The sequence below is a fragment of the Solemya velesiana gill symbiont genome (genome assembly GCF_002020805.1).
Taxonomy (GTDB): Bacteria; Pseudomonadota; Gammaproteobacteria; order Chromatiales; family Chromatiaceae; genus Sedimenticola_A.
In genome coordinates, this window is sequence record NZ_MPRJ01000047.1 from 1 (window position 1) to 26,517 (window position 26,517).

At 55.9% G+C, this 26,517-nt stretch carries 28 protein-coding genes and 1 pseudogene; 7 read left to right on the forward strand and 22 right to left on the reverse strand.

All coding sequences use genetic code 11. The annotated features are described in order from the left end of the window. Nucleotides 1–163: 163 nt before the first annotated feature. From ccoG to surE, 12 genes are all read right to left on the reverse strand, one after another. Nucleotides 164–1,612: a cytochrome c oxidase accessory protein CcoG gene (gene ccoG / locus BOW53_RS08035; protein ID WP_245832052.1), complete on the reverse strand. Its 1,449-nt coding sequence runs from the start codon at nucleotides 1,610–1,612 to the stop codon at nucleotides 164–166. Between the two features lie 264 nt (nucleotides 1,613–1,876). Then, a complete protein-coding gene (locus tag BOW53_RS13545) occupies nucleotides 1,877–2,005 on the reverse strand; it encodes a hypothetical protein (RefSeq protein ID WP_281254038.1) in 129 nt (42 codons plus the stop codon). Nucleotides 2,006–2,081: 76 nt separating this feature from the next. Continuing rightward, a complete protein-coding gene (gene ccoP, locus BOW53_RS08040; protein WP_078487409.1) occupies nucleotides 2,082–2,924 on the reverse strand; it encodes a cytochrome-c oxidase, cbb3-type subunit III in 843 nt (280 codons plus the stop codon). Further along, nucleotides 2,914–3,129: a cbb3-type cytochrome c oxidase subunit 3 gene (locus BOW53_RS08045; RefSeq protein ID WP_078487410.1), complete on the reverse strand. Its 216-nt coding sequence runs from the start codon at nucleotides 3,127–3,129 to the stop codon at nucleotides 2,914–2,916. Before BOW53_RS08045 ends, ccoP begins: the two co-directional genes overlap by 11 nt. After that, a complete protein-coding gene (gene ccoO, locus BOW53_RS08050; protein ID WP_078487412.1) occupies nucleotides 3,122–3,835 on the reverse strand; it encodes a cytochrome-c oxidase, cbb3-type subunit II in 714 nt (237 codons plus the stop codon). Before ccoO ends, BOW53_RS08045 begins: the two co-directional genes overlap by 8 nt. Nucleotides 3,836–3,850: 15 nt before the next feature. Next, the gene (gene ccoN, locus BOW53_RS08055; RefSeq protein ID WP_078487414.1) at nucleotides 3,851–5,284 is read right to left on the reverse strand and encodes a cytochrome-c oxidase, cbb3-type subunit I; all 1,434 of its coding nucleotides are present in this window, start codon (nucleotides 5,282–5,284) and stop codon (nucleotides 3,851–3,853) included. Nucleotides 5,285–5,540: 256 nt separating this feature from the next. Beyond that, the gene (locus tag BOW53_RS08060) at nucleotides 5,541–6,185 is read right to left on the reverse strand and encodes a helix-turn-helix domain-containing protein (RefSeq protein ID WP_078487416.1); all 645 of its coding nucleotides are present in this window, start codon (nucleotides 6,183–6,185) and stop codon (nucleotides 5,541–5,543) included. Nucleotides 6,186–6,420: 235 nt separating this feature from the next. Beyond that, a complete protein-coding gene (rpoS, locus tag BOW53_RS08065) occupies nucleotides 6,421–7,431 on the reverse strand; it encodes an RNA polymerase sigma factor RpoS (protein ID WP_078487418.1) in 1,011 nt (336 codons plus the stop codon). 24 nt (nucleotides 7,432–7,455) lie between these two features. After that, nucleotides 7,456–7,827, reverse strand: coding sequence for a murein hydrolase activator EnvC family protein (locus tag BOW53_RS13235; RefSeq protein WP_245832053.1), 372 nt, complete (start codon nucleotides 7,825–7,827; stop codon nucleotides 7,456–7,458). A gap of 537 nt (nucleotides 7,828–8,364) precedes the next feature. Further along, nucleotides 8,365–8,949 carry a YqaA family protein gene (locus tag BOW53_RS08075; RefSeq protein ID WP_078487420.1) on the reverse strand — a complete coding sequence of 195 codons (585 nt, stop codon included), beginning with the start codon at nucleotides 8,947–8,949 and terminating at the stop codon, nucleotides 8,365–8,367. Beyond that, entirely contained in the window at nucleotides 8,949–9,611 is a 663-nt protein-coding gene (locus BOW53_RS08080; RefSeq protein ID WP_078487422.1) for a protein-L-isoaspartate(D-aspartate) O-methyltransferase, read from the reverse strand. Before BOW53_RS08080 ends, BOW53_RS08075 begins: the two co-directional genes overlap by 1 nt. Continuing rightward, complete coding sequence (surE, locus tag BOW53_RS08085) at nucleotides 9,611–10,360, reverse strand: 5'/3'-nucleotidase SurE (protein WP_078487423.1); 750 nt, start codon at nucleotides 10,358–10,360, stop codon at nucleotides 9,611–9,613. The genes BOW53_RS08080 and surE overlap by 1 nt, the downstream gene beginning before the upstream one ends. A 117-nt stretch (nucleotides 10,361–10,477) precedes the next feature. Between surE and BOW53_RS08090 the strand changes: the two genes are divergently transcribed. Next, nucleotides 10,478–11,047, forward strand: coding sequence for a Smr/MutS family protein (locus tag BOW53_RS08090; protein WP_078487425.1), 570 nt, complete (start codon nucleotides 10,478–10,480; stop codon nucleotides 11,045–11,047). A 47-nt stretch (nucleotides 11,048–11,094) separates the two neighbouring features. Here BOW53_RS08090 and truD read toward each other — a convergent pair whose 3' ends face one another. Together truD and ispF are read right to left on the reverse strand one after the other, a co-directional pair. Then, a complete protein-coding gene (gene truD, locus BOW53_RS08095; protein WP_078487426.1) occupies nucleotides 11,095–12,144 on the reverse strand; it encodes a tRNA pseudouridine(13) synthase TruD in 1,050 nt (349 codons plus the stop codon). A gap of 34 nt (nucleotides 12,145–12,178) precedes the next feature. Further along, nucleotides 12,179–12,655: a 2-C-methyl-D-erythritol 2,4-cyclodiphosphate synthase gene (gene ispF / locus BOW53_RS08100; RefSeq protein ID WP_078487427.1), complete on the reverse strand. Its 477-nt coding sequence runs from the start codon at nucleotides 12,653–12,655 to the stop codon at nucleotides 12,179–12,181. A 218-nt stretch (nucleotides 12,656–12,873) separates the two neighbouring features. Here ispF and BOW53_RS08105 point away from each other — a divergent pair, with 218 nt between their 5' ends. Continuing rightward, complete coding sequence (locus BOW53_RS08105) at nucleotides 12,874–13,218, forward strand: TusE/DsrC/DsvC family sulfur relay protein (RefSeq protein ID WP_078487428.1); 345 nt, start codon at nucleotides 12,874–12,876, stop codon at nucleotides 13,216–13,218. Nucleotides 13,219–13,333: 115 nt separating this feature from the next. Here BOW53_RS08105 and ispD read toward each other — a convergent pair whose 3' ends face one another. From ispD to BOW53_RS08130, 5 genes and pseudogenes are all read right to left on the reverse strand, one after another. Beyond that, nucleotides 13,334–14,035 (reverse strand): 2-C-methyl-D-erythritol 4-phosphate cytidylyltransferase, encoded by a 702-nt coding sequence (ispD, locus tag BOW53_RS08110; protein WP_078487430.1) that lies wholly within the window; start codon nucleotides 14,033–14,035, stop codon nucleotides 13,334–13,336. Next, nucleotides 14,032–14,322, reverse strand: coding sequence for a cell division protein FtsB (gene ftsB, locus BOW53_RS08115; protein WP_078487432.1), 291 nt, complete (start codon nucleotides 14,320–14,322; stop codon nucleotides 14,032–14,034). The genes ispD and ftsB overlap by 4 nt, the downstream gene beginning before the upstream one ends. 105 nt (nucleotides 14,323–14,427) lie before the next feature. Beyond that, nucleotides 14,428–15,705, reverse strand: a complete 1,278-nt coding sequence (gene eno, locus BOW53_RS08120; protein ID WP_078487434.1) for a phosphopyruvate hydratase — start codon at nucleotides 15,703–15,705, stop codon at nucleotides 14,428–14,430. 49 nt (nucleotides 15,706–15,754) lie between these two features. Further along, nucleotides 15,755–16,588, reverse strand: a complete 834-nt coding sequence (kdsA, locus tag BOW53_RS08125) for a 3-deoxy-8-phosphooctulonate synthase (RefSeq protein WP_078487436.1) — start codon at nucleotides 16,586–16,588, stop codon at nucleotides 15,755–15,757. Continuing rightward, nucleotides 16,585–18,187, reverse strand: a pseudogene (locus BOW53_RS08130) (CTP synthase). The gene kdsA and the pseudogene BOW53_RS08130 overlap by 4 nt, the downstream one beginning before the upstream one ends. 497 nt (nucleotides 18,188–18,684) lie before the next feature. On the opposite strand from BOW53_RS08130, the gene BOW53_RS08135 reads away from it, so the two are divergent. Together BOW53_RS08135 and fnr are read left to right on the forward strand one after the other, a co-directional pair. Beyond that, the gene (locus BOW53_RS08135) at nucleotides 18,685–19,032 is read left to right on the forward strand and encodes a sulfur globule family protein (RefSeq protein WP_078487438.1); all 348 of its coding nucleotides are present in this window, start codon (nucleotides 18,685–18,687) and stop codon (nucleotides 19,030–19,032) included. Between the two features lie 182 nt (nucleotides 19,033–19,214). After that, nucleotides 19,215–19,973 (forward strand): fumarate/nitrate reduction transcriptional regulator Fnr, encoded by a 759-nt coding sequence (fnr, locus tag BOW53_RS08140; protein WP_078487440.1) that lies wholly within the window; start codon nucleotides 19,215–19,217, stop codon nucleotides 19,971–19,973. Nucleotides 19,974–20,065: 92 nt separating this feature from the next. Here the strand turns inward: fnr and dnaQ are convergent, their stop codons facing one another. From dnaQ to BOW53_RS08155, 3 genes are read right to left on the reverse strand one after another with little or no spacing between them, the layout of a single operon-like run. Further along, nucleotides 20,066–20,776: a DNA polymerase III subunit epsilon gene (gene dnaQ / locus BOW53_RS08145; RefSeq protein ID WP_078487442.1), complete on the reverse strand. Its 711-nt coding sequence runs from the start codon at nucleotides 20,774–20,776 to the stop codon at nucleotides 20,066–20,068. Nucleotides 20,777–20,782: 6 nt separating this feature from the next. Continuing rightward, nucleotides 20,783–21,223 carry a ribonuclease HI gene (gene rnhA / locus BOW53_RS08150; protein ID WP_078487446.1) on the reverse strand — a complete coding sequence of 147 codons (441 nt, stop codon included), beginning with the start codon at nucleotides 21,221–21,223 and terminating at the stop codon, nucleotides 20,783–20,785. Further along, nucleotides 21,216–22,001, reverse strand: a complete 786-nt coding sequence (locus BOW53_RS08155; RefSeq protein WP_245832054.1) for a class I SAM-dependent methyltransferase — start codon at nucleotides 21,999–22,001, stop codon at nucleotides 21,216–21,218. Before BOW53_RS08155 ends, rnhA begins: the two co-directional genes overlap by 8 nt. Nucleotides 22,002–22,241: 240 nt before the next feature. Between BOW53_RS08155 and BOW53_RS08160 the strand changes: the two genes are divergently transcribed. From BOW53_RS08160 to BOW53_RS08170, 3 genes are all read left to right on the forward strand, one after another. Continuing rightward, nucleotides 22,242–23,897, forward strand: a complete 1,656-nt coding sequence (locus BOW53_RS08160; RefSeq protein WP_245832055.1) for a LysM peptidoglycan-binding domain-containing protein — start codon at nucleotides 22,242–22,244, stop codon at nucleotides 23,895–23,897. Nucleotides 23,898–24,372: 475 nt separating this feature from the next. Next, nucleotides 24,373–25,014 carry an adenylate kinase gene (locus BOW53_RS08165; protein ID WP_078487450.1) on the forward strand — a complete coding sequence of 214 codons (642 nt, stop codon included), beginning with the start codon at nucleotides 24,373–24,375 and terminating at the stop codon, nucleotides 25,012–25,014. Between the two features lie 212 nt (nucleotides 25,015–25,226). Then, a complete protein-coding gene (locus BOW53_RS08170) occupies nucleotides 25,227–26,357 on the forward strand; it encodes a PilT/PilU family type 4a pilus ATPase (RefSeq protein WP_078487452.1) in 1,131 nt (376 codons plus the stop codon). Nucleotides 26,358–26,517: the final 160 nt, after the last annotated feature.

Below are 26,517 nucleotides of genomic sequence, written 5' to 3' on the forward strand. Positions count from 1 at the left end.
GGGCAAAAAAGTTCGGTTGCATAGTCTGTGTACTGTGATTGAAAAGTTGTGTGTGTGTTATTATCGCAGATTAAGGTGGGTTTTTAGAGATTCCCTTAAAACGTAAAAACAGGGAGGGCGGGCTATTATAGCCCGCCCTCCCTGGAACTGCGAAGACTTAGCGTCAGCGTCGGGGCTTCGGCCCGGCGAAGAAGCTCTCGCGCTGGCTGGTGAAGACCTGCCCAGCGCCGTCCTTTGTCTCAATATGGAACATGATGGGCTGGGACTCCGCCTTCAGGTTCTCACGGGGAACCCTGGCGAAAACCACCCTTGGGGCCACCTTACCCTTGGTCGCCTTTACCGGCTCATCGGCGCCAACCAGGATAATGCCCTCAAGCCCACTGGCACTGATTTTGACCTCCAGATTCTCGGTCGTCTTGTTCAGTACCTTCAGGGTGTACTTGTTCTGGATCGAGCCGTTGCTCTGGGTGACAAACAGCGGCAGACGATCATGGAGTACCTTCAGGGCGACCGCATCCAGGGTGCTTAGACCGAATGCAATACCTGATAATGCCAAAGTCAAAATTGCACCATAGACCCATACCCTGGGGCGCTTATACATCGCACGGGTCTCTTTGCCTTCCAACTGATCCAGGGATTCGTAGCGAATCAGACCGATTGGGCGGTCCAGCTTCTCCATTACTGTATCGCAGGCATCGATACAGAGGGCACACATGATGCACCCCTCCTGCTGGCCGTGGCGTATATCCACACCTGTGGGGCAAACTGCCACGCACTGGTTGCAGTCCACGCAGTCTCCCTTGCCGCTCTCTTCCTGGGTCTCTCCTTTCTTGACCCGGCCACGGGGCTCACCACGATAGAAGTCGTAGGTAGGTACGGCGGTAGTGGTGTCTACCATCACACCCTGGATTCGGGCATAGGGGCAGAGCCAGAGGCAGGTCTGTTCGCGCAGGAAGCCTGCAAGACCGTAGGTACCGGCCGTAAACAACAGGACAACGATCAGGGGAACACCGACAAGGCTGAGGGTCAGAATGCCCCCCCAGAGTTCAAAGGCATCCACAAACCATGCGGCGAAAGATACGCCGGTCAATGCACCGATGATGATCCACAGAAAGTGCTTGATGGCCTTGATCCGGATCTTGGTGAAATTCCAGGGCGCCTTTTCCAGCTTTCTGCGCTTTTGAGGGTTACCTTCCAGCTTCTCTTCTATCCAGGTGTAGACATCTGTCCAGATCGTCTGGAAACAGAAGAAACCGCAATAAACACGACCCGCCAATGCCGTTGCCACGGCCAGGAGAATGGCGAAGAAGAGCAGCACCAGGGAGAGCATCCAGAAATCCTGGGGCAGAATGGTTATCCCGAAGATATGGAACTGGCGATTGGGGATATCAAACAGAACAGCCTGTCGGTCACCCCAGCGCAGGTACGGGCCGAGGAAAAATACGAGCCAGACAGAAGCAGTCCACCACTTGATGTTGCGCCACCTGCCACCCACACGTTTGGCATGGATGGTCTCCTCGCCAGTATTTACATGGTAGTGAGCCGCTTCTGCGTAAAGCTCGTCGATGGCGGATTCGGCGGCGTCATGTCTGCTCTTCTGTTCTTCGCTCAACGGAGTCTCTCCTGGGAGGGTGAGTGATGTTACGGCATATCGACAAGACAGACTGCAGAATCGTCATGCCTGGGTCGCGATCATAAAGTGCTGCCAGCTGGAAGCACCACTTCATCAATAAAAATTAAAATCCGCAACGGGACTAGTTTACTGAATGCATAAACCGAAACCATTGAGATTTATCAATATACTTTTTGACCTATTCAGAAATGGAAAAAGGGGGAATGAAGCATTCCCCCTTTTCCAGAACAATGTCAGAAAAGCTTACTTATTGTGCTTTTCTTCATCCCGCTTCATCAGCTGCAGGATTTTTGCAGCAAGGAAACCGAGAACTATACACGCAATAACAACGGTCAGTGCAGAACCCCAAACTACAGGATCGCTCACATCCATGATGATTACCCCCTACAATTATTGATGGTTATTCCGTGCGGGGGGGATACCCCCGCACGGCAGGCTTCAGGTCAGATTACTGACCGCCGCCCAGTTTGTAGACGTAAACTGCCAGCTTCTTGATCTCGTCCTTGGAGAGACGATCACCGAAGGTAGGCATTACAGCTTCACGGCTCATGGGATCGCTGCCGTCGTTGACGCCATGGGAGATGGTGTATTTGGCACTGGCCAGGCGATCTTCTTCGTCAAAGCGCCATATAGCATCGGTCAGGTTGGCAGCACCCAGGGCGTTCATGCCCTTTCCTTCCATGCCGTGGCAGGCGATACAGCCTTTCTGCAGGAACAGGGGCTCGGCAGCCGGGTTACCGCTAACCACGGCCTGTGCCAGGGTGTTCACTTCGTCCTCGGAAAGAATCTTTCCGTGGGCGGTCATGATGCCCTTGCGGCCCATGGTGATGGTCTGCTCGATAGTCTCGATGGAACCACCGAAGAGCCAGTCGTCGTCAGCGATCACGGGATAGCCCGGACCACCCTGACCACCGGAACCGTGGCAGGCTGCACAGAAGTCACCAAACAGCACCTTGGCAGAAGCCACGGTGTACGCTGACAGACCTTCATCTCCCAGGATCTCGGCTGCAGTCATGCCCTTGATCTTGGTTTCAAACTCAGCACGTACGGCTTCGATCTCATCGACGCCCTGCTGATACTCTTTCATCTGGCTCCAACCGGTCATGCCCTTGGTGGGCTCCTGACCAATAGGCCACATCGGGTAGATGAAGCCATAGGCGATCCACCAGATTACGGATGCCCAGAAGGCGATCATCCACCAGCGAGGTGCTGGATTGTCCAGCTCCCGAAGGTTGTCGTCCCAGATATGTCCGGTGTTGTTTTCACCCGGAAATGGATTTTTATCGGCCATTTTTATCTCCGCTTTCTATTCGTTCGTCGTCGTCCATGGGGATATGCTTGTAGGATTCAAGCTTATCCTTGTTCTTTGGACGCAGGACGTAGACATACGCCACCACCATCAGGAGGAAGATGACCACGGTGAGGATCGTACCGATCCAGTCGTTGGTGGTCATAGCCTCCCAATCGGTGTGGAAGTAGTCAGCAAGGCTACTCACGGTAAACCTTGTTTTCGTCCAGTTTGGCCATGGTGCCCAGGACCTGCAGGTATGCAACCATCGCATCCTCTTCGGTCTTGCCTGCCACCTCGTCGTTCGCCGCAGCAATATCCGCGTCGGTGTAGGGCACACCCATGAGCTGCATGGTGGACATGTGGGCAGCGATGTTCATGCTGTCCACAGTCGCTTCGGCGAGCCAGGGGTAGTTGGGCATGACGGACTCAGGTACCACGCTACGCGGTGCGCGCAGGTGCCTGCGGTGCCATTCGTCAGAGTACTTGCCACCCAGACGGGCCAGGTCGGGACCGGTACGCTTGGAACCCCACTGGAAGGGGTGGTCGTACATGGACTCGGAGGCCAGTGAGTAGTGACCGTAGCGCTCTTTCTCGTCACGGAACGGACGGATCATCTGGGAGTGACAGGTGTAACAGCCTTCACGGATGTAGACTGAACGACCGGCCAGTTCCAGGGCGGTGTAAGTACGGATGCCGTCGCCGGCCTTGTGATCGGCCAGAGTCTGACCATCCTTGCGCTGCCATACGATCTCAGGTGCTGCATTGTGCTCCATGGTTGACTTCATGGTGAACAGGGGCACGATCTCGACGATACCGCCGACAGAGAGCGCAATTGCCGCGACAATTACCATTGCCCATATATTGACTTCCATCTTCTCCTGGAAGTTCTTGGGTTCTACATTGTTTGCCATGTTATTACTCTCCCCTTATGCGCTAGCTGCCGCGGTGCGAGCCTGCTGCAGAGTGCCTTCGGAAGAGGCCTTCTTAACAGTCATCAGCACGTTGAAGAGCATGATCACTGCACCCAGCAGGAAGATAGCACCACCAACTGCGCGCATGGCGTAGTACGGATGCATTGCTTCTACAGACTCAGCAAAGGTGTATGCCAGGGTGCCGTACTCGTCGTAAGCACGCCACATCAGGCCCTGCATGATACCGGATACCCACATCGCAATGATGTAGATCACGGCGCCGATGGTGGCGGTCCAGAAGTGCAGGTTCACCAGCTTGGCGCTCCACATGGTGGTGTGGAAGCAACGCTCCATCAGGTGGTAGATCGCACCCATACCAACCATGGCAACCCAGCCCAGTGCACCGGAGTGTACGTGACCAACGGTCCAGTCGGTGTAGTGGGACAGCGCATTAACGGTCTTCAGCGACATGACCGGACCTTCGAAGGTGGACATGGCGTAGAAGGCCAGGGACATGATCAGGAAGCGCAGGATGTAGTCGGTACGCAGCTTATCCCAGGCACCGGAGAGGGTCATCATACCGTTCACGGCACCACCCCAGGAAGGGATGATCATGGCCAGGGAAACAGCAGCACCCAGGGAACCGGTCCAGTCAGGCAGCGCGGTGTACTGCAGGTGGTGAGCACCCAGCCATACATAACCGAACATCAGGGCCCAGAAGTGGATCACGGACAGGCGGTAGGAGAATACCGGGCGGTTGGCCTGCTTGGGTACGAAGTAGTACATGATACCCAGGAAGCCACCTGTCAGGTAAAAGCCCACGGCGTTATGACCGTACCACCACTGAATCATGGCGTCCTGAACACCAGAGAACAGGGAGTAGGACTTCATCAGGCTGACGGGAACAGCCAGGCTGTTGACCACGTGGAGGTAGGTGATCATGATCATCATGCCCAGGAAGAACCAGTTGGACACATAGATGTGGGAACTCTTGCGAATCGCAATGGTCATGATGAAGTTGATGGAGTAGGACAACCACACTACCGCAATTGCGATATCGATGGGCCACTCCAGCTCGGCGTACTCCTTACCGGAGGTCAGACCCAGCGGCAGGGTTACCACTGCGGAAACGATGATGGCATTCCAACCCCAGAAGGTGAACCATGCCATCTTGTCGCTCCACAGACGAACACCGCAGGTACGCTGTACGCTGTAGAAGGCGGTAGCCATGAGCACACTTCCGCCGAAGGCGAAAATGACTGCATTAGTGTGAAGCGGACGCAAGCGCCCGAATGTTAGATAAGGACTATCAAAATTGAGTACCGGCCATGCCAGTTCCGAAGCAATATACACACCGACCAGTGCGCCTACCACCACGTATACGACTGCCATGACGGCGAACCAGCGTACAACATCGAAGTTGTACTTCTGTTCAGCTGCGGCGTCCATGAACCCCCCTTGTTCTAGTTGAGGTAATTACGGGTAAAAAAACATTATCATTTTTGGGGAACCCCCTACCCGAAACCAAGTGAAAACTCGGACTCAGGCGCGCCATATCACACTAAAAAGCCTGATAAATGTCAAGGAGAGAGGCCAAAAAAACGGCTAATTAGACAGAGACTAAAAAGTCACAAACGATTGAAATGGATAATTTTTTTAATTCGGCGATTGGTTTTATTGAGCCAGATCAAAAAACTCTAATAAACTAATCTAGATCATTGGCGAAATGCTGCACAGCAGCAGCATCAAGAATGGTTACCCGCTTGTGATTCAGCTTGATCAAACCCTGCTTCTGAAACTTGGTCGGAACACGACTCACCGTCTCTCCCGCCAGCCCCAGAAAGTTGCCGATATCGCTGCGTGACATTCCCATGTTGAACTCGGAAGACGGCATCCCCCGACGCTGAAGCCTGTTGGAGAGGCTGAGCAGAAAGCCGGCAACCCGCTGCTCTGAGCTCTGGTGCACCATGGAGGCGATCAACTCGTGGCTGAATGCCACCTCTTTACCCTGTAATTCGATGATGCCCTTTTGCAACTCTTCAATCGAGCGTCCGGCATCGGAGAGTTTTTCAAGGCGCAGTTCGCAAACACTGCTGTTTTCCAGGGCGCGAGCGGTGTAGGGATAGTTACCGCCGGCCATCCCCTCACAACCGAGCATTTCGCCAACCAGGTGAAATCCCACCACCTGGTCCGGGTGGTCGAAACGGGGCACATAGGTCTTAAATGAACCCGATTTGACAGCAAACAGGGAGTGAAAAGGGGTCGTCCTTGCGAAATATCGTCTCACCCCTGCTGACGGGGCGACGGCGAAGCAGCACGCCTTCCGGGACGCCACTGCGCTCTTCCGCATAATCCAGGATGGAACAGATGGGATCGAGCCCGCAGTCCCTGCACTCCACCTCCAGTGAGGTGCAGCGCGTATCAGTCTTGCAACTGGCTCTTTTTACAGAAACTGAACCTTTTTCATCCCGGATCCAAGCCACTGAAGTAAAAACACAAGCCGGGGTATTCTGCCAAAGTTGGTATGGGAATGAAACAGCTCGGATCATTGACACGATGACCATGAATCTCTTTATCCCGGGCCATTATTTAAAAATGGCATCTACTGAGAAACCGTCCTTCTCAAGGATTATACGCAGGCGATTCAAGGCATCCATCTGAATCTGGCGCACCCTTTCACGGGTCACACCCAGTTCATTGGCGACCTGTTCCAGGGTTGAATTTTCATAGCCATGAAGACCAAAACGCCGCTCAACCACCTCGCGCTGCTTGTCGTTGAGCTTGCTGAGCCATTCATTCAGGTTGGCATTCAAGCCCTCATTCTGCAGGCTGACTGAAGGGTCCAGGGTCTGCCGGTCGGGAATCGTATCCAGCAGCGGCTTGTCCGCATCCTTGCCGAAGGGTGCATCCACGGAGGTGATGCGCTCATTGAGCCCCAGCATGCGCTTCACCTCGTCCAAGGGCTTATCGAGCAGGTCTGCAATCTCTTCGGATGAGGGTTCATGATCCAGGGTCTGGGCCAGTTTGCGGGCGGCACGCAAATAGACATTGATCTCCTTGACCACGTGAATGGGAAGACGAATGGTGCGGGTCTGGTTCATGATCGCCCGCTCGATGGTCTGGCGGATCCACCAGGTGGCGTAGGTGGAAAAACGGAAACCACGTTCCGGGTCAAACTTCTCCACAGCCCGGATCAGGCCCAGGTTACCTTCCTCGATCAGGTCCAGGAGAGCCAATCCGCGATTCATGTATCGACGCGCAATCTTGACCACGAGCCTGAGATTGCTCTCGATCATGCGCTGCCTGGCCGCCATGTCTCCTTTCTGGGCGAGGCGTGCAAAGTGAACCTCTTCCTCGGCAGTCAGCAGTTGGGATAAACCGATTTCGCTCAGATAGAGCCGGGTGGCATCCATCTGGCCGGAGAAGTCACCCGCTTCAAAGGTCTGGTTGTTTTTAGGCGCTGAGGCCTTTTGGTCGCACTTCTCATGCTCGTCGCCATGCTCTTTTTCGGCATCCGCTTCCGGATCATCGAGCATATTCTCGGCATCAACATCATCTGCAGCGGAGTCATCATTTTCTAATAATTTTTTTGCCATCAATCACTCCCATCCATAACGAGCCTAGCGGTTTCGAGGCAACAGGGTCAGGGGATCCACCGGCGCCCCATTTCTTCTGATTTCAAAATGAAGCATCGTCTTTCCGGTTCCATTGTTGCCCATCAGTGCTATCTGCTCTCCCCTCTTAACCTGGTCTCCCTCTTTAACCAGAACTTTTTTGTTGTATCCATAGGCACTTAGATAGTTTTTATTATGCTTGATAATAATCAAACGACCATATCCGATCAATCCACTACCTGCATAAACAATCTTTCCGGCTTCTGCAGCAACAATCGACTGGCCGTTCCTGCCCTTTATCTTCACCCCCTTTCTCGAGGGATCCCCCCGGCGATAGCCTTCCAGCACTCGACCTTTTGTCGGCCAGCGCCAGCTCAACTTTAGGCTTTTGGCACTGCTCTTGGTGGTTGCTGATTTCCCGGATCCGGGTCGTGCTGTTCCGGCCCTGGTAACTGGCTTGGGTGATGGCTTTTTCGCCTTTGATACAGCGGGTGCTTTTGGCTTGCTGGCAACGGTTCGCGGAGGCGGGGTATAACGCTTTGGCGGAGCACTCAGACGCAGCCGCTGCCCCGGATAGATGGTGTAGGGCGACCTTATCCCGTTCCAGCGTGCGAGTTGCAGATGATCGAGACCAAAGCGCCAGGAAATTGAAAAGAGAGTGTCGCCCCGTCTGACGTTATAGCTTCCAGGGCGCGCCCGGGATACAGAAGAGGTGTATTTTCTTCCGGACTCCCTTGAAACCACAGGTGCGCGCTTGGGCGCACTGCAACCAGTCAATTGAGTTATACCGACCAGGGATAGGGTGGTGACGACGAGAACGCCGGACAGAGAAAAGCCTGTCCAGACTGTCACCAGTTGATTGAGCCGCACCCTACCCTTTATCACGCTCTCCTCGCTTCCTGGTGCTTCCTTAACCTAAGTCAGCAGACGATAGGCAATCAGACCGACCACGACGAGCAGCACGGTAGCCCATCCGATCCGGTCGATATGTTTTCTCAGAGCGCCTTCCATACGCTCGCCCCCCCAGGCCATCAGTCCGGCAACCAGGAAGAAGCGTGCCCCTCTACCGATGAAAGAGGCAGCCACGAAGGGCAGCATTGCCATGGAGATAACACCTGCGGTTATGGTGAACACCTTGTAGGGGATAGGCGAAAAGCCGGCCAAGAAGATGGCCCAGAATCCCCACTGATCAAACCACTCCCTGGCCTGCAGGTATTTCGGGTAGTAGCCTGCATCCTGGAGCAAGGGTTCGATCATCTCGAACGAAAAAAGGCCGATCAGGTAACCCAACACCCCTCCAACTACTGATGCGATGGTGGTCAATCCCGCCAGGTACCATGCACGGTTTGGGTTGGCGAGGGTCATGGGCGCCAGCATCACATCGGGAGGAATGGGAAAAAAGGAGGACTCTGCAAAGCTCAGCCCCGCCAGGTAACGCGGTGCATGTCGATGCCTGGACCACTCGATGACCCGGTTATACAAGGGAGAGAAGAGTCGCATCAGAGAACCCCCCCGAGCAGTGGAACGAATGCAACCTGTTCGAGGATCTCCTTTTCATAACCGCTCTCAGTGCGGATCACTTTCACCAATACCTGCTCCTGTCGTGTACCAATGGGAAGCACCATGCGGCCTCCCGGTCTCAGCTGTTCAACCAGTGCCCGGGGAATCCCCTCCGGGGCAGCAGTCACGATAATGCCGTCGAAGGGTGCATATTCCAGCAGCCCCATACCACCGTCGGTGTGCCTGAGGCGAATGTTTCTCAGGTTCATCTCCTGGAAGCGCATACGGGCCAACCGCTGCAGGGCCGAAATGCGCTCCACGCTATACACCCGCTTCACCAGTTGGGCCAGCACTGCAGTCTGGTAACCAGAACCTGTACCGACCTCGAGCACCGTCTCCAGCGGGCCATCTTCCAGCAACACCTCGGTCATACGCGCAACGATGTATGGCTGGGAGATGGTCTGGCCATGGCCGATGGGCAGCGCCGTATCTTCATAGGCCCGGCTGGCCAGGGCCTCATCAACAAATATATGACGCGGAGTATTCCTGATGGTTCCCAGAACTGTACGGCTGCGGATACCCTCATCTTTCAGCCGTTGCATCAATCGCTCCCTTGTCCGTTGGGACGTCATTCCGATTCCACGATGTACTGAACTATTCATTACTGCATACCATCCAACCATTCACCCAGGGGGGCAAGCGCCGAATGCCTAGTCAGATCGACCTGCAATGGCGTAATCGAAACATACCCTTCCCTGACTGCATGAAAATCTGTACCCGGCCCGGCATCCTGCTCTGCACCGGCAGGACCGACCCAGTATATGGGCCTGCCCCTCGGATCTGTCGACTTAACAACCGGCTCTGCCTTGTGCCGGTGGCCAAGGCGGGTCACCCGGTACCCCTGCAACTGGTCAAAGGGGATATCGGGAACGTTGACGTTGATGATGGCGTCCGTAGCCAGGGGTCTTCTCTGCAACTCGCCAACCAGTACAGCGGCAACCCTGGCCGCGGTTTCGAAGTGATCCGGTTGATGACTGTTTATTGATATTGCCATCGCAGGCAGCCCCAGGAAACGCCCTTCGGTGGCACCAGCAACCGTCCCTGAATAGAGCACATCATCACCCATGTTGGGGCCGGCATTTACACCTGCGATAACCATATCCGGCTCTTCTTTGAGCAACCCGGTAATCGCCAGGTGGACACAATCCGTCGGCGTGCCATCGACACTGATAAAACCGTTGTCGGTTTCTTGGGCTCTGATGGGGTATTCCAGGGTCAACGAATTGCTGGCGCCGCTCCGGTTACGGTCAGGCGCCACCACGGTGATATCTGCCACATTGCGGAGTGCATCTGCCAGCGCCTTCAGACCGGGCGCATTGTAACCGTCATCGTTGCTCAGGAGTATCTTCATGCCTTTCGGCTTCAGCCTTTTTCAAATACCGAATCATACTGTAAATCAGGTCCTTAACCCACTCCCAACCCCTTATTGATATAATCCAAACCCGGACAACCGAAGAAGCTGCTGCAGATGGGTACAGACGACAACCAGCCAGATGACGATTTCGATCTCTTTCAGAAGGAGATGGGCAAGGCTGTGCCCCATCAGCACGACAAGGCCGACCCTTTCAAGAAGAGACTCAAACCCTTGCCGCTGCCACCCAATCCCGCGGTAACCGGCGACGAGGTTGAGGAGGGTTTTGCCGACCTGGCCATTGAAACTGCCGAAGAACTGGATTTCATGCGCCCGGGTGTTCAGCACCGTCTCTACCAGAACCTTCGCAGGGGATACCTGGAGCCGGACGACACCCTCGATCTTCATGGATTGAGAGTGGTCGAGGCACGTCATGAGCTGGCGGGATTCCTCGCTCATGCACTGCGCCACAGCATGCGCGTGGTGCGTATCATCCATGGCAAGGGGATCGGTTCCGAGGGCCAGCAGCCGATACTCAAGCAGAAGGTCAACCAGTGGCTGCGCCAACGGGAGGAAGTGCTCGCCTTCTGCTCCGCACCCCGGTTCGACGGCGGTACCGGTGCAGCCTATGTCCTGCTTTCCCGCAAACAGGGTGGCGCTCCGCATCATGGCAGGAAGCGGCGCTAGTCATTTTCAAAGGGAAACGCCTTATCCCGCATCGGCGGGAAAAGTGGTCACGCCCTGTTTCGCTCGGCTTCGCTGTAATCAATACACTCACGAAGCAGTACGGTGGCAAAGCTCCCCTTGGGCAGCGTAAAGGCAAGCTCAAGGTTATCACCCTCAAGAGACCATTGAAGATCACCGACCAGTGCCCTGAGTGAACGACGCTCCATCTTCATGCCCAGGCGCTCCAGGCCCTCCATCTCCTGCTCGAACCCCCTCAACGCCTCGGCTTCCTGTCGCGCCACCTCGCCACTTACGCCGCTCTCCCCCCTGCCCCAGAGGGGACCGGCAATGTGGATATCATGCTCCCGGTATCGCCTGAGCATTTCCGGGTCGATCTGCTCTGCCAGAAAACCGTCGCGGCTGCCTGCCAGCAGGAACCGTTCACCATCCAGCGGAGTATTCCAGGTGCCATTGGCAACCCGGTATGCCAACACACTGTTGAAAAGCGCTGATCGAGCGGCAGAGAGATAGATACCCCGCTTGTTCCGCGACAGGCGTTTCAGCTTCCCCTCGAACAGGGCACGGGCCCGCTCGAGGTTGCCACCGCCATGACCAAATCGCTGCTCACCGAAGTAGTTTGGAATACCCTGGTGGCGTATCGCCTCCATTCGTTCCTCGAGGGCTTCGGGTGTCCCTGTGAAATGCCGTACCCGGATGGTGAAACGATTCCCTTTCAAGGCCCCGGTGCGCAGCTTCCTGCTGTGGCGGGCAGCCTGAATGATCTTCAACTCCTGGGATTCAAGGGCTTTCCAGTCCGGGTTCGGCTTGCCCGGGAGGTGGACGGAGAACCATTGACGGGTCACCGAAAAGCGGTCCTTCTTCCCGGCATAGCTCACATCCCGGATCTTCACCCCGGCATGCTCGGCAAGCAGGCGCGCCACCCAGTCCGTGTTGGCATCGCGCTTTTCGATCTCAAGCAGGCAGTGTTCACCCTCTCCATCAGGCTCTGTAACCGGGATCTCATCGACCCTGAAGTCCTCGGGCACTGTACGTATTACCCCCCTGCCGACCGGCCCGGAAAAGGCAAAGGGTAGTTCGGGTTCTGAATGGTTGGACAAAGCGGTTTCTCAGGCGTGGAAAAGGGAATCGATTCTAGCCGACAGTTTCAAGCAGGGCGGCGGCATAGCAGGCGATGCCCTCCTTTCTTCCGGCGAACCCCATCCCTTCAGTAGTGGTCGCTTTGACGTTGACCCGCGGCACCTCCACACCGAGGTCTGCTGAAAGGTTTTCCCGCATTTTCTGGATGTGCGGCGCCATCTTCGGTGCCTGCGCCACCAGGGTGATATCCACGTTGCCGACACGCATATCCCGTTGAGCGAGATTGCCTACGACCTGGCGCAGCAACACCCGGCTATCGATGTTTTCGTAGGCAGCATCACTGTCGGGAAAGTGGTGGCCGATATCCCCCAGGCCCGCAGCCCCCAGCAGCGCATCGCACAGCGCATGGACCAGCACGTCGCCGTCGGAATGGGCAACCATCCCCATCTCGTAGTCAATTTTCTCCCCACCGACTACCAGGGGGCCTTCCCCGCCGAAACGGTGGGCGTCATAACCCTGACCTATGCGCATAACTGCTCCTGAACACATTCTTTTTCCGGCGTTAAATTACACTTTTTTCCATTTTTTTTCTCTTTTATTTTCATTTGCTTAGTTAAAAATTCCTAAATACCCTACTTTTTTAGTCTGTTATTATTCAGATCTTGGTCTATTTTCAGGCGAACCACCTTTGTCACCGGCATCCGCACCAGAACAAGATGCCTAATCAAACCCACAAAGGAGATTGGAACATGCCGATACCTGACCCGATGGCTACCGAGACCAGCGAAGTCCCCGAGAGCTTTCACGAGTGGACCGAAGAACTGGCCAGGCAGCTCGCTGCTGAGGAAGAGATAGAACTTACGCCCGCCCACTGGGATATCATTCACTTCGTTCGTGGTCACTGCAAGCAGAACGGAACATCCTGCAGTGCCCGCCTGATGCTCAAAGCGATGACCGGTCATTTCAAACGCCAGGGTGGGAAGCGTTACCTCTATACCCTGTTTCCGAGAGGCCCCGTAGTGCAGGCCTGCAAGATTGCCGGGATTCCACTACCCGCCTACTCCCTCGACCTCTCTTTCGGAAGCGTTCACTAAAGCTGCTCGATCCGATCGCCCCACTGCCTGAAAGGGCCGTGGGGCTTTTTGCGCCAGCAGAAAAGGATATCCGGGAATACCAGGCACCTCTCAATCTTCCTGGGCAGGGTGATTCTCAGCCCTGTTTCGAGAGATAGAATGCCGCCAGTTCAAGGTCTTCAGGGCGCGTGATCTTGATGTTGTCGCTGTGGCCTTCCACCAGAAGCGGCTTCACGCCCTGCAGCTCCATGGCAGAAGCGTCGTCAGTGACCAGTTGGCCTTCCGCCAGTGCGCGCTTCAGCGCCTCGTGAAGCGCCTCGAGTCGAAACACCTGGGGAGTATATGCGCGCCACAGGGCCTCCCGGGGCACTGTTTCCACCACTCTGTCGCCTTCGTCAGACCGCTTGACGGCATCATGCACCGGCACTGCCAGCAGTCCACCAGGGGCATCATCCTTCATGGCCTGGATCAGCCTGTCGATATCCTCGCTGCGCAGGCAGGGGCGCGCCGCATCGTGAACCAGCACCCAGTCATCCGGATCGGCATGCCGTTTCAGTTCCACCAGGGCATTCAGTACCGAGTGACAGCGCTCCTCACCCCCTCCAACCCGAAAGACGGAAGGATGACCGGCAAACGCAGTCTCAGGCCACCACTCGTCCGAGGCAGAAACGGCAACCGCTACACCTCGAATGAGGGTATGACCGAGCAAGCGGCCCAGGGTATGTTCTATGACCTTGCGCTCTCCCAACTGCAGGTACTGCTTCGGTACCTCGCTACCCATACGACGTCCAGCACCGGCAGCCGGCACCACAGCCCAGTAACCGGGAGATGCACTCATTGGCTTTTACCTTCCTGGGGCTCGATCACCTGGTAGAAGACCTCGCCCTCCCGAATCATGCCCAGTTCGCTCCTGGCCCGCTCTTCGATCGCCTCCAATCCCTGCTTGAGATCCGCCACCTCGGCCTGCAGGGCCTGGTTGCGCAGTTTCAGCTGCTTGAGTTCGGCCTTCTGGCTCTCGATCTCACGTTTCAGGCCATGTACCTCGGCAAGACTCCCCTCTCCGACCCAGAGCCGGTACTGGAGGACGATCAGAATGACGATCAGTATGCCGATGATTATGCGCATGGTTGCCTATAAAGAAGTCGGGGCGCTTGGATCAGGAGCCAACTCCTACATCCGCGCGCCCCTCTGTCACTTCCGGGGGCATTCAATACCACCCGGTTCCGGATTTCAGAGTCCCTTGAAGGCACCCTTACCCGCGTAGGCCGCCTCGTCGCCCAGCTGGTCTTCGATTCGCATCAGCTGGTTGTACTTGGCTACACGGTCCGAACGGCTCAGTGAACCGGTCTTGATCTGCCCGGTATTGGCCGCTACCACCAGGTCGGCGATGGTCGTGTCTTCGGTCTCGCCGGAGCGGTGGGAGACCACGGCGGTGTAGCCCGCATCGTGGGCCATGTTGATCGCTTCCATGGTCTCGGTGAGGGTGCCGATCTGGTTGAACTTGATCAGGATGGAGTTGGCGATCTTCTCATCGATGCCGCGGGCCAGGATCTTGGTGTTGGTCACGAACAGGTCGTCGCCCACCAGCTGAATCCGGTCGCCGAGCTTTTCGGTGAGCAGCTTCCAGCCATCCCAGTCGCCCTCGTCCATACCATCCTCGATAGTAATGATGGGGAACTGGTCAACCATGCTGGTCAGGTAGTCGGCAAACTGTGCTGCATCCATCTTGCGGCCTTCGGACTCCAGGTCGTAGGCACCGTCCTTGTAGAACTCGGAGCTTGCCACGTCCAGGCCCAGGTAGATGTCCTCGCCCGCCTTGAAACCGGCCTGCTCGATGGCCTGCAGGATCACCTCTACCGCAGCCACGTTGGAGGGAAGATCGGGGGCGAACCCGCCTTCGTCACCCACTGCCGTATTCAGGCCCATGCCCTTGAGCACGCTCTTCAGGGCGAGGAAGACCTCGGCACCGTAGCGAACCGCCTCGCGGATGGAAGTGGCACCCACCGGCAGGATCATGTACTCCTGGAAATCGACACTGTTATCGGCATGGGCACCACCGTTGATGATGTTCATCATCGGTACCGGCATGCGGTAAGGACCGGATGAGAGGGAACGGTAGAGGGGCATGGCACGCTCCTGGGCAGCGGCATGGGCCGCGGCCAGGGAGACCGCCAGCAGGGCATTGGCGCCCAGGCGCGCTTTGTTTTCCGTACCGTCGAGGTCGATCATCTTGCGGTCAAGCTCAACCTGGCCGCCTACATCCATTCCCATCAGGGTGTTCTTGATCTCGCCGCGAATATTCTCCACCGCCTGCAACACACCCTTGCCCAGATAGCGACCCTTGTCGCCGTCGCGCAGTTCCAGGGCCTCCCTGGAACCGGTAGATGCACCGGAGGGTGCAACGGCACGACCGATTGCGCCGTCTGCGGTGATGACGTCGGCCTCTACTGTGGGATTACCGCGTGAATCAAGAATTTCACGTCCACGAATATCAACAATTTCGGACATTTCTGCTCCGTAAGGTTCTAAAGTTTATAAATTCTTTTGTCTGATGTTATCAGAGCGATGATTCAGCCAGATTGCGGGACTTCACGGTCTGGTCGAGCATCATCAGTGTTTCAAGCAACTCCTCAATCATCCCCAGGGGCCAGGAGTTGGGGCCGTCGCTCAGGGCCTCCTCCGGGTTGGGATGCGTCTCCATGAAGAGACCGGAGATGCCGACGGCAACCGCCGCACGGGCCAGCACCGGGACAAACTCCCGCTGCCCTCCTGAGGCGTTGCCCTGACCACCGGGCAGCTGTACCGAGTGGGTCGCATCATAGACCACCGGTGCACCCGTTTCGCGCATCACGGCCAGTGAGCGCATGTCGGAAATCAGGTTATTGTAGCCGAAGGAAGCGCCGCGCTCGCAGACCATGATCTGGTCATTGCCCACGCTGCGTGCCTTGTCCACGACCTTGGACATGTCCCAGGGCGCCAGAAACTGCCCCTTTTTCAGGTTCACCGGCTTGCCCTGGCGGGCAACGGCCTGGATGAAATTGGTCTGGCGGCAGAGAAAGGCCGGAGTCTGCAGTACATCAACCACGCTGGCGACCTCATCCAGGGGGGTATCCTCATGCACGTCGGTGATGACGGGCACATCGATCTGGCTGCGCACCTTCTCCAGGATCTTAAGCCCCTCTTCCATACCCGGTCCCCGATAACTTTCGCCCAAGGAGCGGTTGGCCTTATCGAAGGAGGACTTGTAGATGAAGGGCATGCCCAACCTGGCAGTCAACTCATTCAGCGTGCCCGCAGTATCCAGCGCCAGCTGTTCACTCTCGATCACGCAGGTACCGGCAATCAGGAACAGGGGCTTGTCCAGCCCCGCTTCGAAACCACACAGCTTCATGATGCTCTTACCGCCCGGTTGTGGTCCCGCTGATGGGCCCTGGCAGCCCTTACGAAACCGGAAAACAGTGGATGACCGTCCCGGGGTGTGGAGGTAAATTCCGGGTGGAACTGGCAGGCCACGAACCAGGGATGTTCAGGGACCTCTACGATCTCCACCAGCTTGCCGTCGATGGAACGACCAGCAAAGCGCAGCCCGGCATTGCTCAGCTTGTCGAGGTACTGGTTGTTGAACTCATAGCGGTGGCGGTGACGCTCGACTATGGTCTCTTTATCGTACAAATCCCTGACCAGGCTCCCCTCTTCCAGCTTGCACTCCTGGCCGCCCAGGCGCATGGTGCCGCCGAGATCCGAATCCTCGGAACGGGTCTCCAGGTTGCCGTCTGCATTGAGCCACTCGGTAATCAGGGCGATAACAGGATGCGGCGTCTCACGGTTGAACTCGGTACTCTGAGCGCCCTCCAGGCCGGCCACGTTGCGTGCATACTCGATCACGGCGACCTGCATGCCGAGACAGATGCCCAGGTAGGGGATGCCTTTTTCACGGGCATACTGAACGGTAGCGATCTTACCTTCCACTCCACGCTCGCCGAATCCGCCGGGCACGAGGATGGCATCCATCCCCGCCAGGCAATCCACGCCCTCTTCCTCGATGCGCTCAGAATCGACGTACTCGATCCTCACCCGGGTGCGGGTGTGGATACCGGCGTGAATCAAAGACTCGGAGAGCGACTTGTAGGCCTCGGTCAGGTGCATGTACTTACCGACCATGGCAATTGTCACCGAGCCGTCGACATTCTCCAGGCCGTCAAGCACGGCATGCCATTCGGAGAGATCGGCCGCCGGCACATTCAGACCCAACTGTTCTACCACGATCTCATCCAGGCACTGCTCGTGCAGCAGCAGGGGGATGCGGTAGATATTGTCCGCGTCCACAGCGGAGATAACCGCTTTCTCCGATACATTGGTGAACAACGCGATCTTCTTGCGCTCACCATCGGGCAGGGGTTTCTCGGAACGGCACGGCAGCACGTCGGGCTGAATACCGATAGAGCGCAGCTCTTTTACCGAGTGCTGGGTCGGCTTGGTCTTGATCTCCCCGGAGGTGGGAATGTAGGGAACCAGGGTCAGGTGCATAAACAGCGCATTCTGCCGCCCCAGTTCAACCCCCATCTGGCGGATCGCCTCCAGAAATGGCAGGGACTCGATGTCACCCACGGTGCCGCCGATCTCGATCAACGCCACATCAGCATCGCCGGCGCCCAGCCTGACGCTGTCCTTGATCTCGTTGGTGATGTGCGGAATCACCTGTACCGTACCACCCAGGTAATCTCCACGGCGCTCCTTGCGGATCACACTTTCGTAGATCTGACCGGTGGTGAAGTTATTGTTCCGTCCCATGGTAGCGCGGATATAGCGCTCGTAGTGGCCCAGATCCAGGTCGGTCTCCGCACCGTCATCGGTGACGTAGACAGGGATCCAGCTTGATCATGGTAACTTTCAGGCCGCGTGCTTCCAATAGGGCGGCGAGGGAGGCTGACGCAATACCTTTGCCTAGCGAAGATACAACACCGCCTGTGATAAATACGAATTTGGTCATGGAATATTTGATTCCGGAATGGGGTTATCAGGACGGGGTTAAGGGGTTAAGGGGTTAAGGGGTTAAGGGGTTAAGGGGTTAAGGGGTTAAGGGGTTAAGGGGTTAAGGGGTTAAGGGGTTAAAATGTACCAGAAACGGCACTTCGCCTCAATCGCAATCCATAATCTCATCGCAATCTGACACGCTTTTGCAGAGTTAGCGATTCTTTGCATCCCCCCAATCGTGTGGAATATCGCAATTTTCTTTGCCCTCCCCCCCTGACCACTACATAATCGACTGGCACGCTGGGAATTCCTGTTTTATTCGGTCGCGGCTGTGATGGGATACATCGCTCTAGCACATCCATGTGCTCCGCGACATAAGGCCATCCCTGGCCAAAAAGCAGACGCTCCTCGAAGCAAGGAGAGGTTTTTGCGTCCCTTAAACCCCGGCAATCGCCATGGAGCAGGCACGTAAAAAAATCTAATCATAATGCTCATCACTGAAGGAGAATTCAGATGAAAAAACTCACCAAGATTATTGGTGCCGCCGCAATTGCCGGCGCAGCCGCATTCGCAATGCAACCAGCCCACGCCTGGTGGGGCGGTGGCCCCTGGAGCGGCCTGGGAGACGGCTGGGGTGACGGCTTCGGCGATTTCGACATGAATTTCAGCGGCCGCGGCTCCGATTACGGCAGAGGCTACGGTCGTGGCTACGGCTACCCGTATTATGGTGGTTACGGCTACCCCTACGGCGGTTACGGCTATCCCGGTTACGGTTATGGCGCTCCCTACGGTGCACCTTATGGCGCACCATACGGCTACGGGGCTCCTGTTGCCCCAGCAGCACCTGCCCCTGCCAAGTAAGCAGTTCGACAGGCTTGTGCATAACCTGTACCGGGAAACCGGTGCAGGTTTTTTACGGCCTAGATCCTTTAAGAAATCCTCCGATGAGCGCTCAAAAGCCATTGACCCACATCAAGAAACTACTTGATCCAGATCAATCCTCGCTGCACAATATCCTTTAACAGAAAGGAGAAGGTGTAGTAGTGAGCGGACGCAAAATCATCTCGTTCGAGAACATCAAGGTTGCATGTGAGAACTGCAGTCTTGTTTCCCTCTGCCTTCCGATGGGGCTAGATCCTGATGATGTCGAAAAACTCGACGAAATCGTCAAGCGCAACCGCCCACTGCATCGGGGCGACCACCTGTTCCGCGAAGGCGACAAGTTCCACAGCCTTTTCGTGGTCAAGGCTGGGTCTGTCAAAACCTATGCACCAAGCGAAGATGGCGGTGAGCAGGTACTGGGATTCCATCTCCCGGGTGAGTTGATCGGACTCGACGCCATCGAGAATGAGGAGCACCACTGCTCGGCCAAGGTACTGGAAACCTCTGCAGTATGTGAAATCCCCTTCACGAACCTGGAGGAACTGAGCAGCCAGGTACCCAGTCTCCAACACCAGATGTACCGCCTGCTGAGCCGTGAAATCGGGCACGATGAGGATATACTGACCCTGCTCGGCAAGCGCAGCGCAGAAGAGCGCCTGGCAGCCTTCCTGATCAGCCTCTCTGAACGCTTCAAGCGACGCGACTTCTCTGCCTCGGATTTCTACCTCAGCATGTCACGGCACGAAATCGGCAACTACCTGGGCCTCGCCGTGGAAACCGTCAGCAGGCTCTTCACGCGTTTTCAGGATGAAGGACTGCTGAAGGTCGAACGCAAACATATCCAGCTTCTGGATATCGACAGGCTGAACAACATCATTCAGGGTGAAGAGCGCAACGGTAACAAGCGCCAGTACACTTGAGACACCAGCTCTTCCCCATGCACTGAAAAACCGCTCATTGGAGCGGTTTTTTTATCTCCCCATCTCTCCTTTCGGAAAGCCGCCTGCAGAAGCTACTCACTGCTGCGCCAGACGCATTTGCCGCCTACTGCCTTATCCAGGGTGTCGAGGCGGGCCTCGTGTGCTTCCAGATCTGGGCCCTCGGCAGGCACCACCCTCAAGGCGAGGCGCTCCCCATCGAGTCGGCGAATGGCCGCCGAGTCACCACCTTCTCCGTCTTCCAACCCTCCGCCCAGTAACAGGTTGGCCTGGCCACCGGTCATCGCGAGATAGACGTCGGCCAGAATCTCGGCATCCAGCAAGGCGCCGTGGAGTTCACGATGACTGTTATTGATATCGTAACGCTTGCAAAGGGCATCCAGGCTGTTTCGTTGACCCGGATGCATCTTCTTGGCCATCACCAGGGTATCGACCACGGTACAGATGTCGCCGACCACATCCCATCCGCCGAGTTCCCGTAATTCGTGATTGATGAATCCCACATCGAAGGGCGCATTGTGAATGACCAGTTCAGCACCGCGGATGTACTCGACAAAATCACTGACCACATCGCCGAACCTGGGCTTATCCTCCAGGAATTCGTTGGTAATGCCGTGAACTTCCACCGCAGCTTCGTCGATCTCCCTGTCCGGCTGCAGGTACTGGTGAAAATTATTGCCGGTAAGACGCCGGTTCATCATCTCCACACAGCCAATCTCGATGATCCGGTGCCCCTGCTCAGGCTCCAGGCCCGTTGTTTCTGTATCCAGTACAATCTGACGCATATATTGTTATTCCGACAGCGAATCGATGCCCTTGTTTGCAAGTGCATCTGCAAGTTCATTTTCGGGGTGGCCGCTATGGCCTTTCACCCACGCCCACTCTATATCATGCTGGGCAACCAGTTCGTCGAGCTCCCGCCACAGGTCTTCATTTTTCACAGGCTTCTTTGCAGCTGTCTTCCAGCCGTTGCGTTTCCAGTTGTGAATCCACTGATTGATTCCATTCTTGACGTACTGGGAGTCGGTGGTGATTCGAACCCGTGCGGAGCGGGTCAACGCCTTCAAGGCGTTGATAACCGCAGCCAGTTCCATGCGGTTGTTGGTGGCCTCCGGCTCACCGCCGTAGAGCTCTTTCTGCTTTCCCTTGTAGCGAAGCAGAACACCCCACCCGCCCGGCCCCGGGTTCCCCCTGCAGGCACCATCGGTAAAAATCTCCACCCTGTCAGCCACTACTGGTCGTCCTCGTTGTTCTTGTCGTGGGTTCGACCAAACGTCCACCCAAAACGCCAGAGCGTATCTTCCAGGCCGGCTGCAGGGGCGTCAATCGCGAGACACGCTTGATCGCCTGTACAACGTAAACGCCGCCCACCACAGGCCAGTATCGGCTACCGACGCCTTCCAGCCACTGCATGCGCTGCATGGCCCCTGCATGACTCACCGGCGGACGAAACATAAGTGTCTGGTTCTCTTCAATCTGAAAACCCAGCAGCGAAAGCCAGTCATGTATCCTCCCCTGGGGCAGAAACTGGCCACACCAGGGCACTTTGCCCCGATATCGACGAAATAGCCTCCAGATCCCCCATAAGCTGACCGGGTTGAAGCCAACCACAATCACCCGGCCTTCAGGTATGAGTATGCGTTCCGCCTCACGCAGTACCTGGTGAGGATCGGGAGAGAAATCCAGGGTGTGGGGAAGTACCACCACGTCCACACTGTCTGAACTGATCGGCAGGGATTCTGAAGCAGCCACGATGTTTATTACAGACTGATCTCCAGGTTTGCCAGATCCAACCAGAATCTGGGACTTGATGTGATTGGACTCCAGCCGTTGTGCCTGCTCCCCCAGGCAACCAACCTGGACCGCATAATAGCCAAACAGGCCGGAAAGCCGTCTCTCCAGGCAGTCCCACTCCTGCTCGAGCAGTATCTCTCCCAGCGGCCCCTTCAACCACTGTCCCAGGCTGGCGGAGATATTCGCCTCGTATTTACAAAACTGTTTCTTAGTCATATTCCTGGATCAAGGATACCTGTTTTTCATAACCGTGAAAGAGGCTTTAACCCGTGATCAGCAATAAGCGATATATGTAACACGAATGCAACACTTAGATTCCCATTTCCCTGGGAGGTGGGCCATTTCCTGGAAATAGTGATGCCGTTTGCGTATAGTCCGCCGGAATATCTGGAAAATCACCAGTTTTTTCGACAGCGCAATAACAGACAGCACAAACGCATGATCGGGGAATATTCAATGGGTTGTAAACGAACAGCACTACCACTGCTGGCTGTGCTTACCCTCTTCGGACTCTCCGCGTGCAACAAGTTTTCCCTGATAAAAGATAACGCTGCCGCAGCTGCCTCGCCCGCCCCTGAAACCGACACAGCAGTCCAGGTTGCTTACACGCCTGAAATTCAGGAGACGGTCGCCCCCGACCTGAACCAGGAAACCAGCTTCAACGCTGCAGAACCACAGCTGAATCAGCCCCCCGTGGATCTCTGGGAACGAATCCGCAAGGGTTTCCGGATGAGCACACCCGGTAATCCCCGCATCGAGCGGGAGATAAAGTGGTATGCCAAACACCCGGAGCACCTGGTCCGCATTCGTGACAGGGCCGCTCCCTACCTCTACTTCATCGTCGAGGAGGTCGAAAAGCGTGGTATGCCCACGGAGATGGCGCTGCTTCCCGCTGTCGAGAGCGCGTTTCAACCCTTCGCTTACTCTCCCGGGCGTGCAGCGGGTCTCTGGCAGTTCATCCCTTCAACGGGAAAAAGCTACGGCCTTAAACAGAACTGGTGGTATGACGGCAGGCGTGATGTTGTCGCCGCTACCGGAGCCGCCCTGAATTATCTGAAATCCATGTCCCGGGACTTCAATGGTGACTGGGAACTGGCCCTGGCAGGCTACAATGCCGGCGCCGGCAATGTGCGAAGCGCCATTCGCCGCAACCAGAAATCGGGAAAACCCACCGACTACTGGTCCCTCAAGTTACCCCGGGAAACCCTGAGTTACGTGCCACGACTCCTGGCCATATCCCTGATCATCGCCAATCCCAAGGCATTTGGGTTGGACCTGCCGGAAATCGAAAACAGCCCGGTCTTCGGAAGCGTGGATACCGACTCCCAGCTGGACCTGGCACTGGCTGCCGACATGGCTGACATCTCCATCAAGGAACTCTATCGGTTCAACCCGGGATTCAACCGCTGGGCCACCGATCCCGATGGTCCCCATCGCCTCAACCTGCCCCTGGACAAGGTGGAAGCCTTCAAGGTGAAACTTGCTGAACTCTCACCGGAGAAGCGCCTGACCTGGAAACGCTACAAGATTCGTTCGGGCGACAACCTTGGGGCGATAGCGCGCAAGCACCACACCACGGTCGGCCTGCTCCAGCAGATCAACAAGCTCAAAAACTCCCGCATCAGGGCAGGCAGACACCTGCTGATCCCGGTATCCGCACAGAGTCTCGACCAGTACGCCTACTCCGTTGAACAGCGCAACAAGAAGCTGCAGAACGTCGAGCGCAAAGGCAACAAGGTGATGTATACGGTCCGCTCCGGGGACAACCTGTGGACCATTGCCCGCAGATATGGTGTAAACCACAAGAGATTGGCCAAGTGGAATGGCATTGCGCCGGGTGATACCCTGCGTCTCGGACAGAAACTGGTCATCTGGACTCAGAAATCCGTCGCCACCACGGCCAGCCCGAGCATACCCTCCACTGTGCCTTTCAAGACCCGGAGCACCGTGCACTACAGGGTTCGAAGCAGAGATTCACTGTCACGCATCGCCCAGCGTTTCAACGTCAAGGTATCTGATCTGAAAAAATGGAACAAGCTGCCCGGTCGATATCTTCAGCCGGGCCAGAGTATCAAGCTTTACGTCGATGTGACGGAACAGGCCGCGCTCTAAGCTCTGCTCTCAAGCTATACGTACACTGTTGTGGTAGAGCACGTTTTCAACTTTGGGGGGAATGGTCCGCCTATTCCGGCGACGCTCATTTCCGCTTTCAATCCCAGATTTGCTATCACGATGAAACAACTTCCTGATTCTCGAGCTCTCCATGATGCACCGGCCTCCATCTTTTTACATCATCTGGTTGGGCTGAAATATCGATTTGTTTTATAAATTACTTTAAGTAATGTAGCCTAACCATTGATATATTCTTATTATATATTTTTATTATTTTTGATCTGGTTCGTCCAGGTAAATGCTCGGGACAACACCCCCCTAAATTCAACATGCTGATATAAAATTTGTTGAATTGAAGTCCCCTTCCCCTCTATGCAGAATTGGTCGGCTAAGGCCCCGTGCCCTGAGTCAGGTCACAAAGTAAGCCAATAATCTTTCACAATTTTTCAAAAACACCAGACAAAGGAATTAAGCCATGAAACTGATTCTGTTGGGCGCACCCGGTGCAGGAAAAGGTACCGTTGCAAAAATGCTGACCGCTATCGACGGTTCTGTCCAGATCTCCACCGGTGACATCCTGCGTGGCGCCGTTAAAGAAGGCACTGAACTAGGCAAACAGGCCGAAGCCTTCATGAAGGCCGGCGACCTGGTACCTGACGAGCTGATCATGGGCATCATGAAGGAGCGTCTGCAGGAAGACGACTGCAAGGCCGGCTACCTGCTGGACGGCTTCCCCCGCACCATTCCCCAGGCTGAACAGCTGAAGGTGCTGCTGGAGGAGATTGGTGACAAGCTCGACGCTGCTGTCAACCTGGACGTGCCCCGTGAAGTCATTCTCGACCGTCTCACCACCCGCCGTACCTGTGTCGGATGTGGTGCCATTTACAACGTAAAATCCATGCCTCCCAAGGTCGAGGGCGTTTGCGACAAATGTGGCGCCGAAGTGGTACAGCGTGACGACGAGACCGAAGAGGCCATCTCCAACCGCCTCGACGTTTACAATGAAAAAACCGCCCCCCTGGCTGACTTCTACCGTAACGAAGGCATGCTGATGGATGTGAACGCCACCTCCAGCGATGCCGTCGTAGATGCCATCAAGGCGAAAATCGGCCTGTAATGACATCCCGGCCGGCAGCTATCCGGCTGCCGGCCCTTCCCCCTGCACCGACCTTTTCCGCTCAGCTCTTTCCACTTCGCTTCTTCCGCATACCGGTTCGACATTTCCATCTAACGTGCCCCGTTGATCGAGGGGACATTTTTCCCATACCTGCTAGTCTTATTAGCAGGTATGTCCATCGTGATTGCGATGCCCAAATGGAGAGAAATGCAATGACCGAAGTTGACCTCCCTAAAATCCTCCAATACATGGTCAGCAAAAGCGGATCCGATGTGTTTTTTCATACCGGTGCGCGCATTTACATGAAGACGGCCAACGGTTTCGCGCAGCTGGGAGATCAGTTGGTTCCCGGGCAAACCGAAGCGATCGTCCGGGAGATTCTCACTGATGCCAAGACCAAGCATTTTGACGAACACGGCGAAGTGGATTTCTCCCTTTCTTACAAGGGCATCGGTCGTTTCCGCGGCAACGCATTCCGCCAACGCGGAGAGGTCTCCCTCGTGCTGCGGCATATCGATGTGGAAGTGCCAAAAATAGAAGACCTGGGCGTACCCCTGGTATTGAAAGAGCTGGCCCTGGAGCGCCGCGGACTCATCCTTGTCGTGGGTGCCACCGGTTCGGGTAAATCGACCACCATGGCGGCAATAATCGATCACAGAAACGAGACCACAGGCGGCCACATCCTCACCCTGGAAGATCCCATCGAGTTTGTGCACAGCCATAAAAAGTCGGTTGTCGCACAACGTGAAATCGGTGCCGACACCCGAAGCTTCGAAAGCGGTATGCGCGCCGCAATGCGTGAAGCTCCCGATGTCATCCTGCTGGGTGAGATCCGGGACCTGGACAGCATGGAATATGCACTTAAATTTGCCAACACGGGCCATCTGGCCCTCTCCACCCTGCATGCAAACAACGCCACCATGACCATGGAGCGCGTCATGGGCTTCTACAGCCAGGAGGACCAGGAGGCACAGGCCATGCGCATTGCGCAAAACCTGAAAGCCATTGTCTGCCAGCGCCTGGTGCCAAAGAAGGGAGGCGGAAAAATACCGGCCGTAGAGATCATGATAAACACACCCTATGTTACTGACCTCATGCAGAAGCTCGAGATGGGTGCACTGCACGAGGCGATCGAGAAAGGGTCAAACTACGGCATGCAGTCTTTCGACCAATGCATGGTCAAACTCTATTTTGATGGCATGATCGATGAACAGACGGCATTCGACTATGCCGATTCCAAGAGCAACGTCAAAATCAAGATCAATCTTGCAAAATCAGGAGATAGAGTGTCCGAGATGGGGGAAGATCTTGGTCTGTCGCTTACCCCCAAGGACGACAACTAGCCATCAGGAAAATGCATGGAGACAGGTCGCTAAGATTGGTCTATGCTGAAAACCAGCTTAACAGGCTGTTGAAATAGTCCCTTATTTGAGCTCTATTGTACCAGCCGCTTTCAATACGGCCTGATTTCCAAGAGACAAATAGCCGCAATCGCTGGAATTC

Bases quoted from the DNA above. Each gene is read 5' to 3' on its own strand.
- BOW53_RS08080 (WP_078487422.1), bottom strand. From the start codon at position 9,611: ATGAATAGTTCAGTACATCGTGGAATCGGAATGACGTCCCAACGGACA.
- BOW53_RS08160 (WP_245832055.1), top strand. From the start codon at position 22,242: ATGGGTTGTAAACGAACAGCACTACCACTGCTGGCTGTGCTTACCCTC.
- BOW53_RS08105 (WP_078487428.1), top strand. From the start codon at position 12,874: ATGCCGATACCTGACCCGATGGCTACCGAGACCAGCGAAGTCCCCGAG.
- BOW53_RS08165 (WP_078487450.1), top strand. From the start codon at position 24,373: ATGAAACTGATTCTGTTGGGCGCACCCGGTGCAGGAAAAGGTACCGTT.
- rpoS (WP_078487418.1), bottom strand. From the start codon at position 7,431: ATGGCAAAAAAATTATTAGAAAATGATGACTCCGCTGCAGATGATGTT.
- ispF (WP_078487427.1), bottom strand. From the start codon at position 12,655: ATGCGCATAGGTCAGGGTTATGACGCCCACCGTTTCGGCGGGGAAGGC.
- ccoN (WP_078487414.1), bottom strand. From the start codon at position 5,284: ATGGACGCCGCAGCTGAACAGAAGTACAACTTCGATGTTGTACGCTGG.
- eno (WP_078487434.1), bottom strand. From the start codon at position 15,705: ATGTCCGAAATTGTTGATATTCGTGGACGTGAAATTCTTGATTCACGC.
- BOW53_RS08170 (WP_078487452.1), top strand. From the start codon at position 25,227: ATGACCGAAGTTGACCTCCCTAAAATCCTCCAATACATGGTCAGCAAA.
- ccoP (WP_078487409.1), bottom strand. From the start codon at position 2,924: ATGGCCGATAAAAATCCATTTCCGGGTGAAAACAACACCGGACATATC.
- BOW53_RS08060 (WP_078487416.1), bottom strand. From the start codon at position 6,185: ATGCGGAAGAGCGCAGTGGCGTCCCGGAAGGCGTGCTGCTTCGCCGTC.
- dnaQ (WP_078487442.1), bottom strand. From the start codon at position 20,776: ATGCGTCAGATTGTACTGGATACAGAAACAACGGGCCTGGAGCCTGAG.
- BOW53_RS08075 (WP_078487420.1), bottom strand. From the start codon at position 8,949: ATGCGACTCTTCTCTCCCTTGTATAACCGGGTCATCGAGTGGTCCAGG.
- ftsB (WP_078487432.1), bottom strand. From the start codon at position 14,322: ATGCGCATAATCATCGGCATACTGATCGTCATTCTGATCGTCCTCCAG.
- kdsA (WP_078487436.1), bottom strand. From the start codon at position 16,588: ATGAAGCTGTGTGGTTTCGAAGCGGGGCTGGACAAGCCCCTGTTCCTG.
- BOW53_RS08155 (WP_245832054.1), bottom strand. From the start codon at position 22,001: ATGACTAAGAAACAGTTTTGTAAATACGAGGCGAATATCTCCGCCAGC.
- BOW53_RS08135 (WP_078487438.1), top strand. From the start codon at position 18,685: ATGAAAAAACTCACCAAGATTATTGGTGCCGCCGCAATTGCCGGCGCA.
- ispD (WP_078487430.1), bottom strand. From the start codon at position 14,035: ATGAGTGCATCTCCCGGTTACTGGGCTGTGGTGCCGGCTGCCGGTGCT.
- surE (WP_078487423.1), bottom strand. From the start codon at position 10,360: ATGAAGATACTCCTGAGCAACGATGACGGTTACAATGCGCCCGGTCTG.
- BOW53_RS08090 (WP_078487425.1), top strand. From the start codon at position 10,478: ATGGGTACAGACGACAACCAGCCAGATGACGATTTCGATCTCTTTCAG.
- ccoO (WP_078487412.1), bottom strand. From the start codon at position 3,835: ATGGCAAACAATGTAGAACCCAAGAACTTCCAGGAGAAGATGGAAGTC.
- BOW53_RS13545 (WP_281254038.1), bottom strand. From the start codon at position 2,005: ATGGATGTGAGCGATCCTGTAGTTTGGGGTTCTGCACTGACCGTTGTT.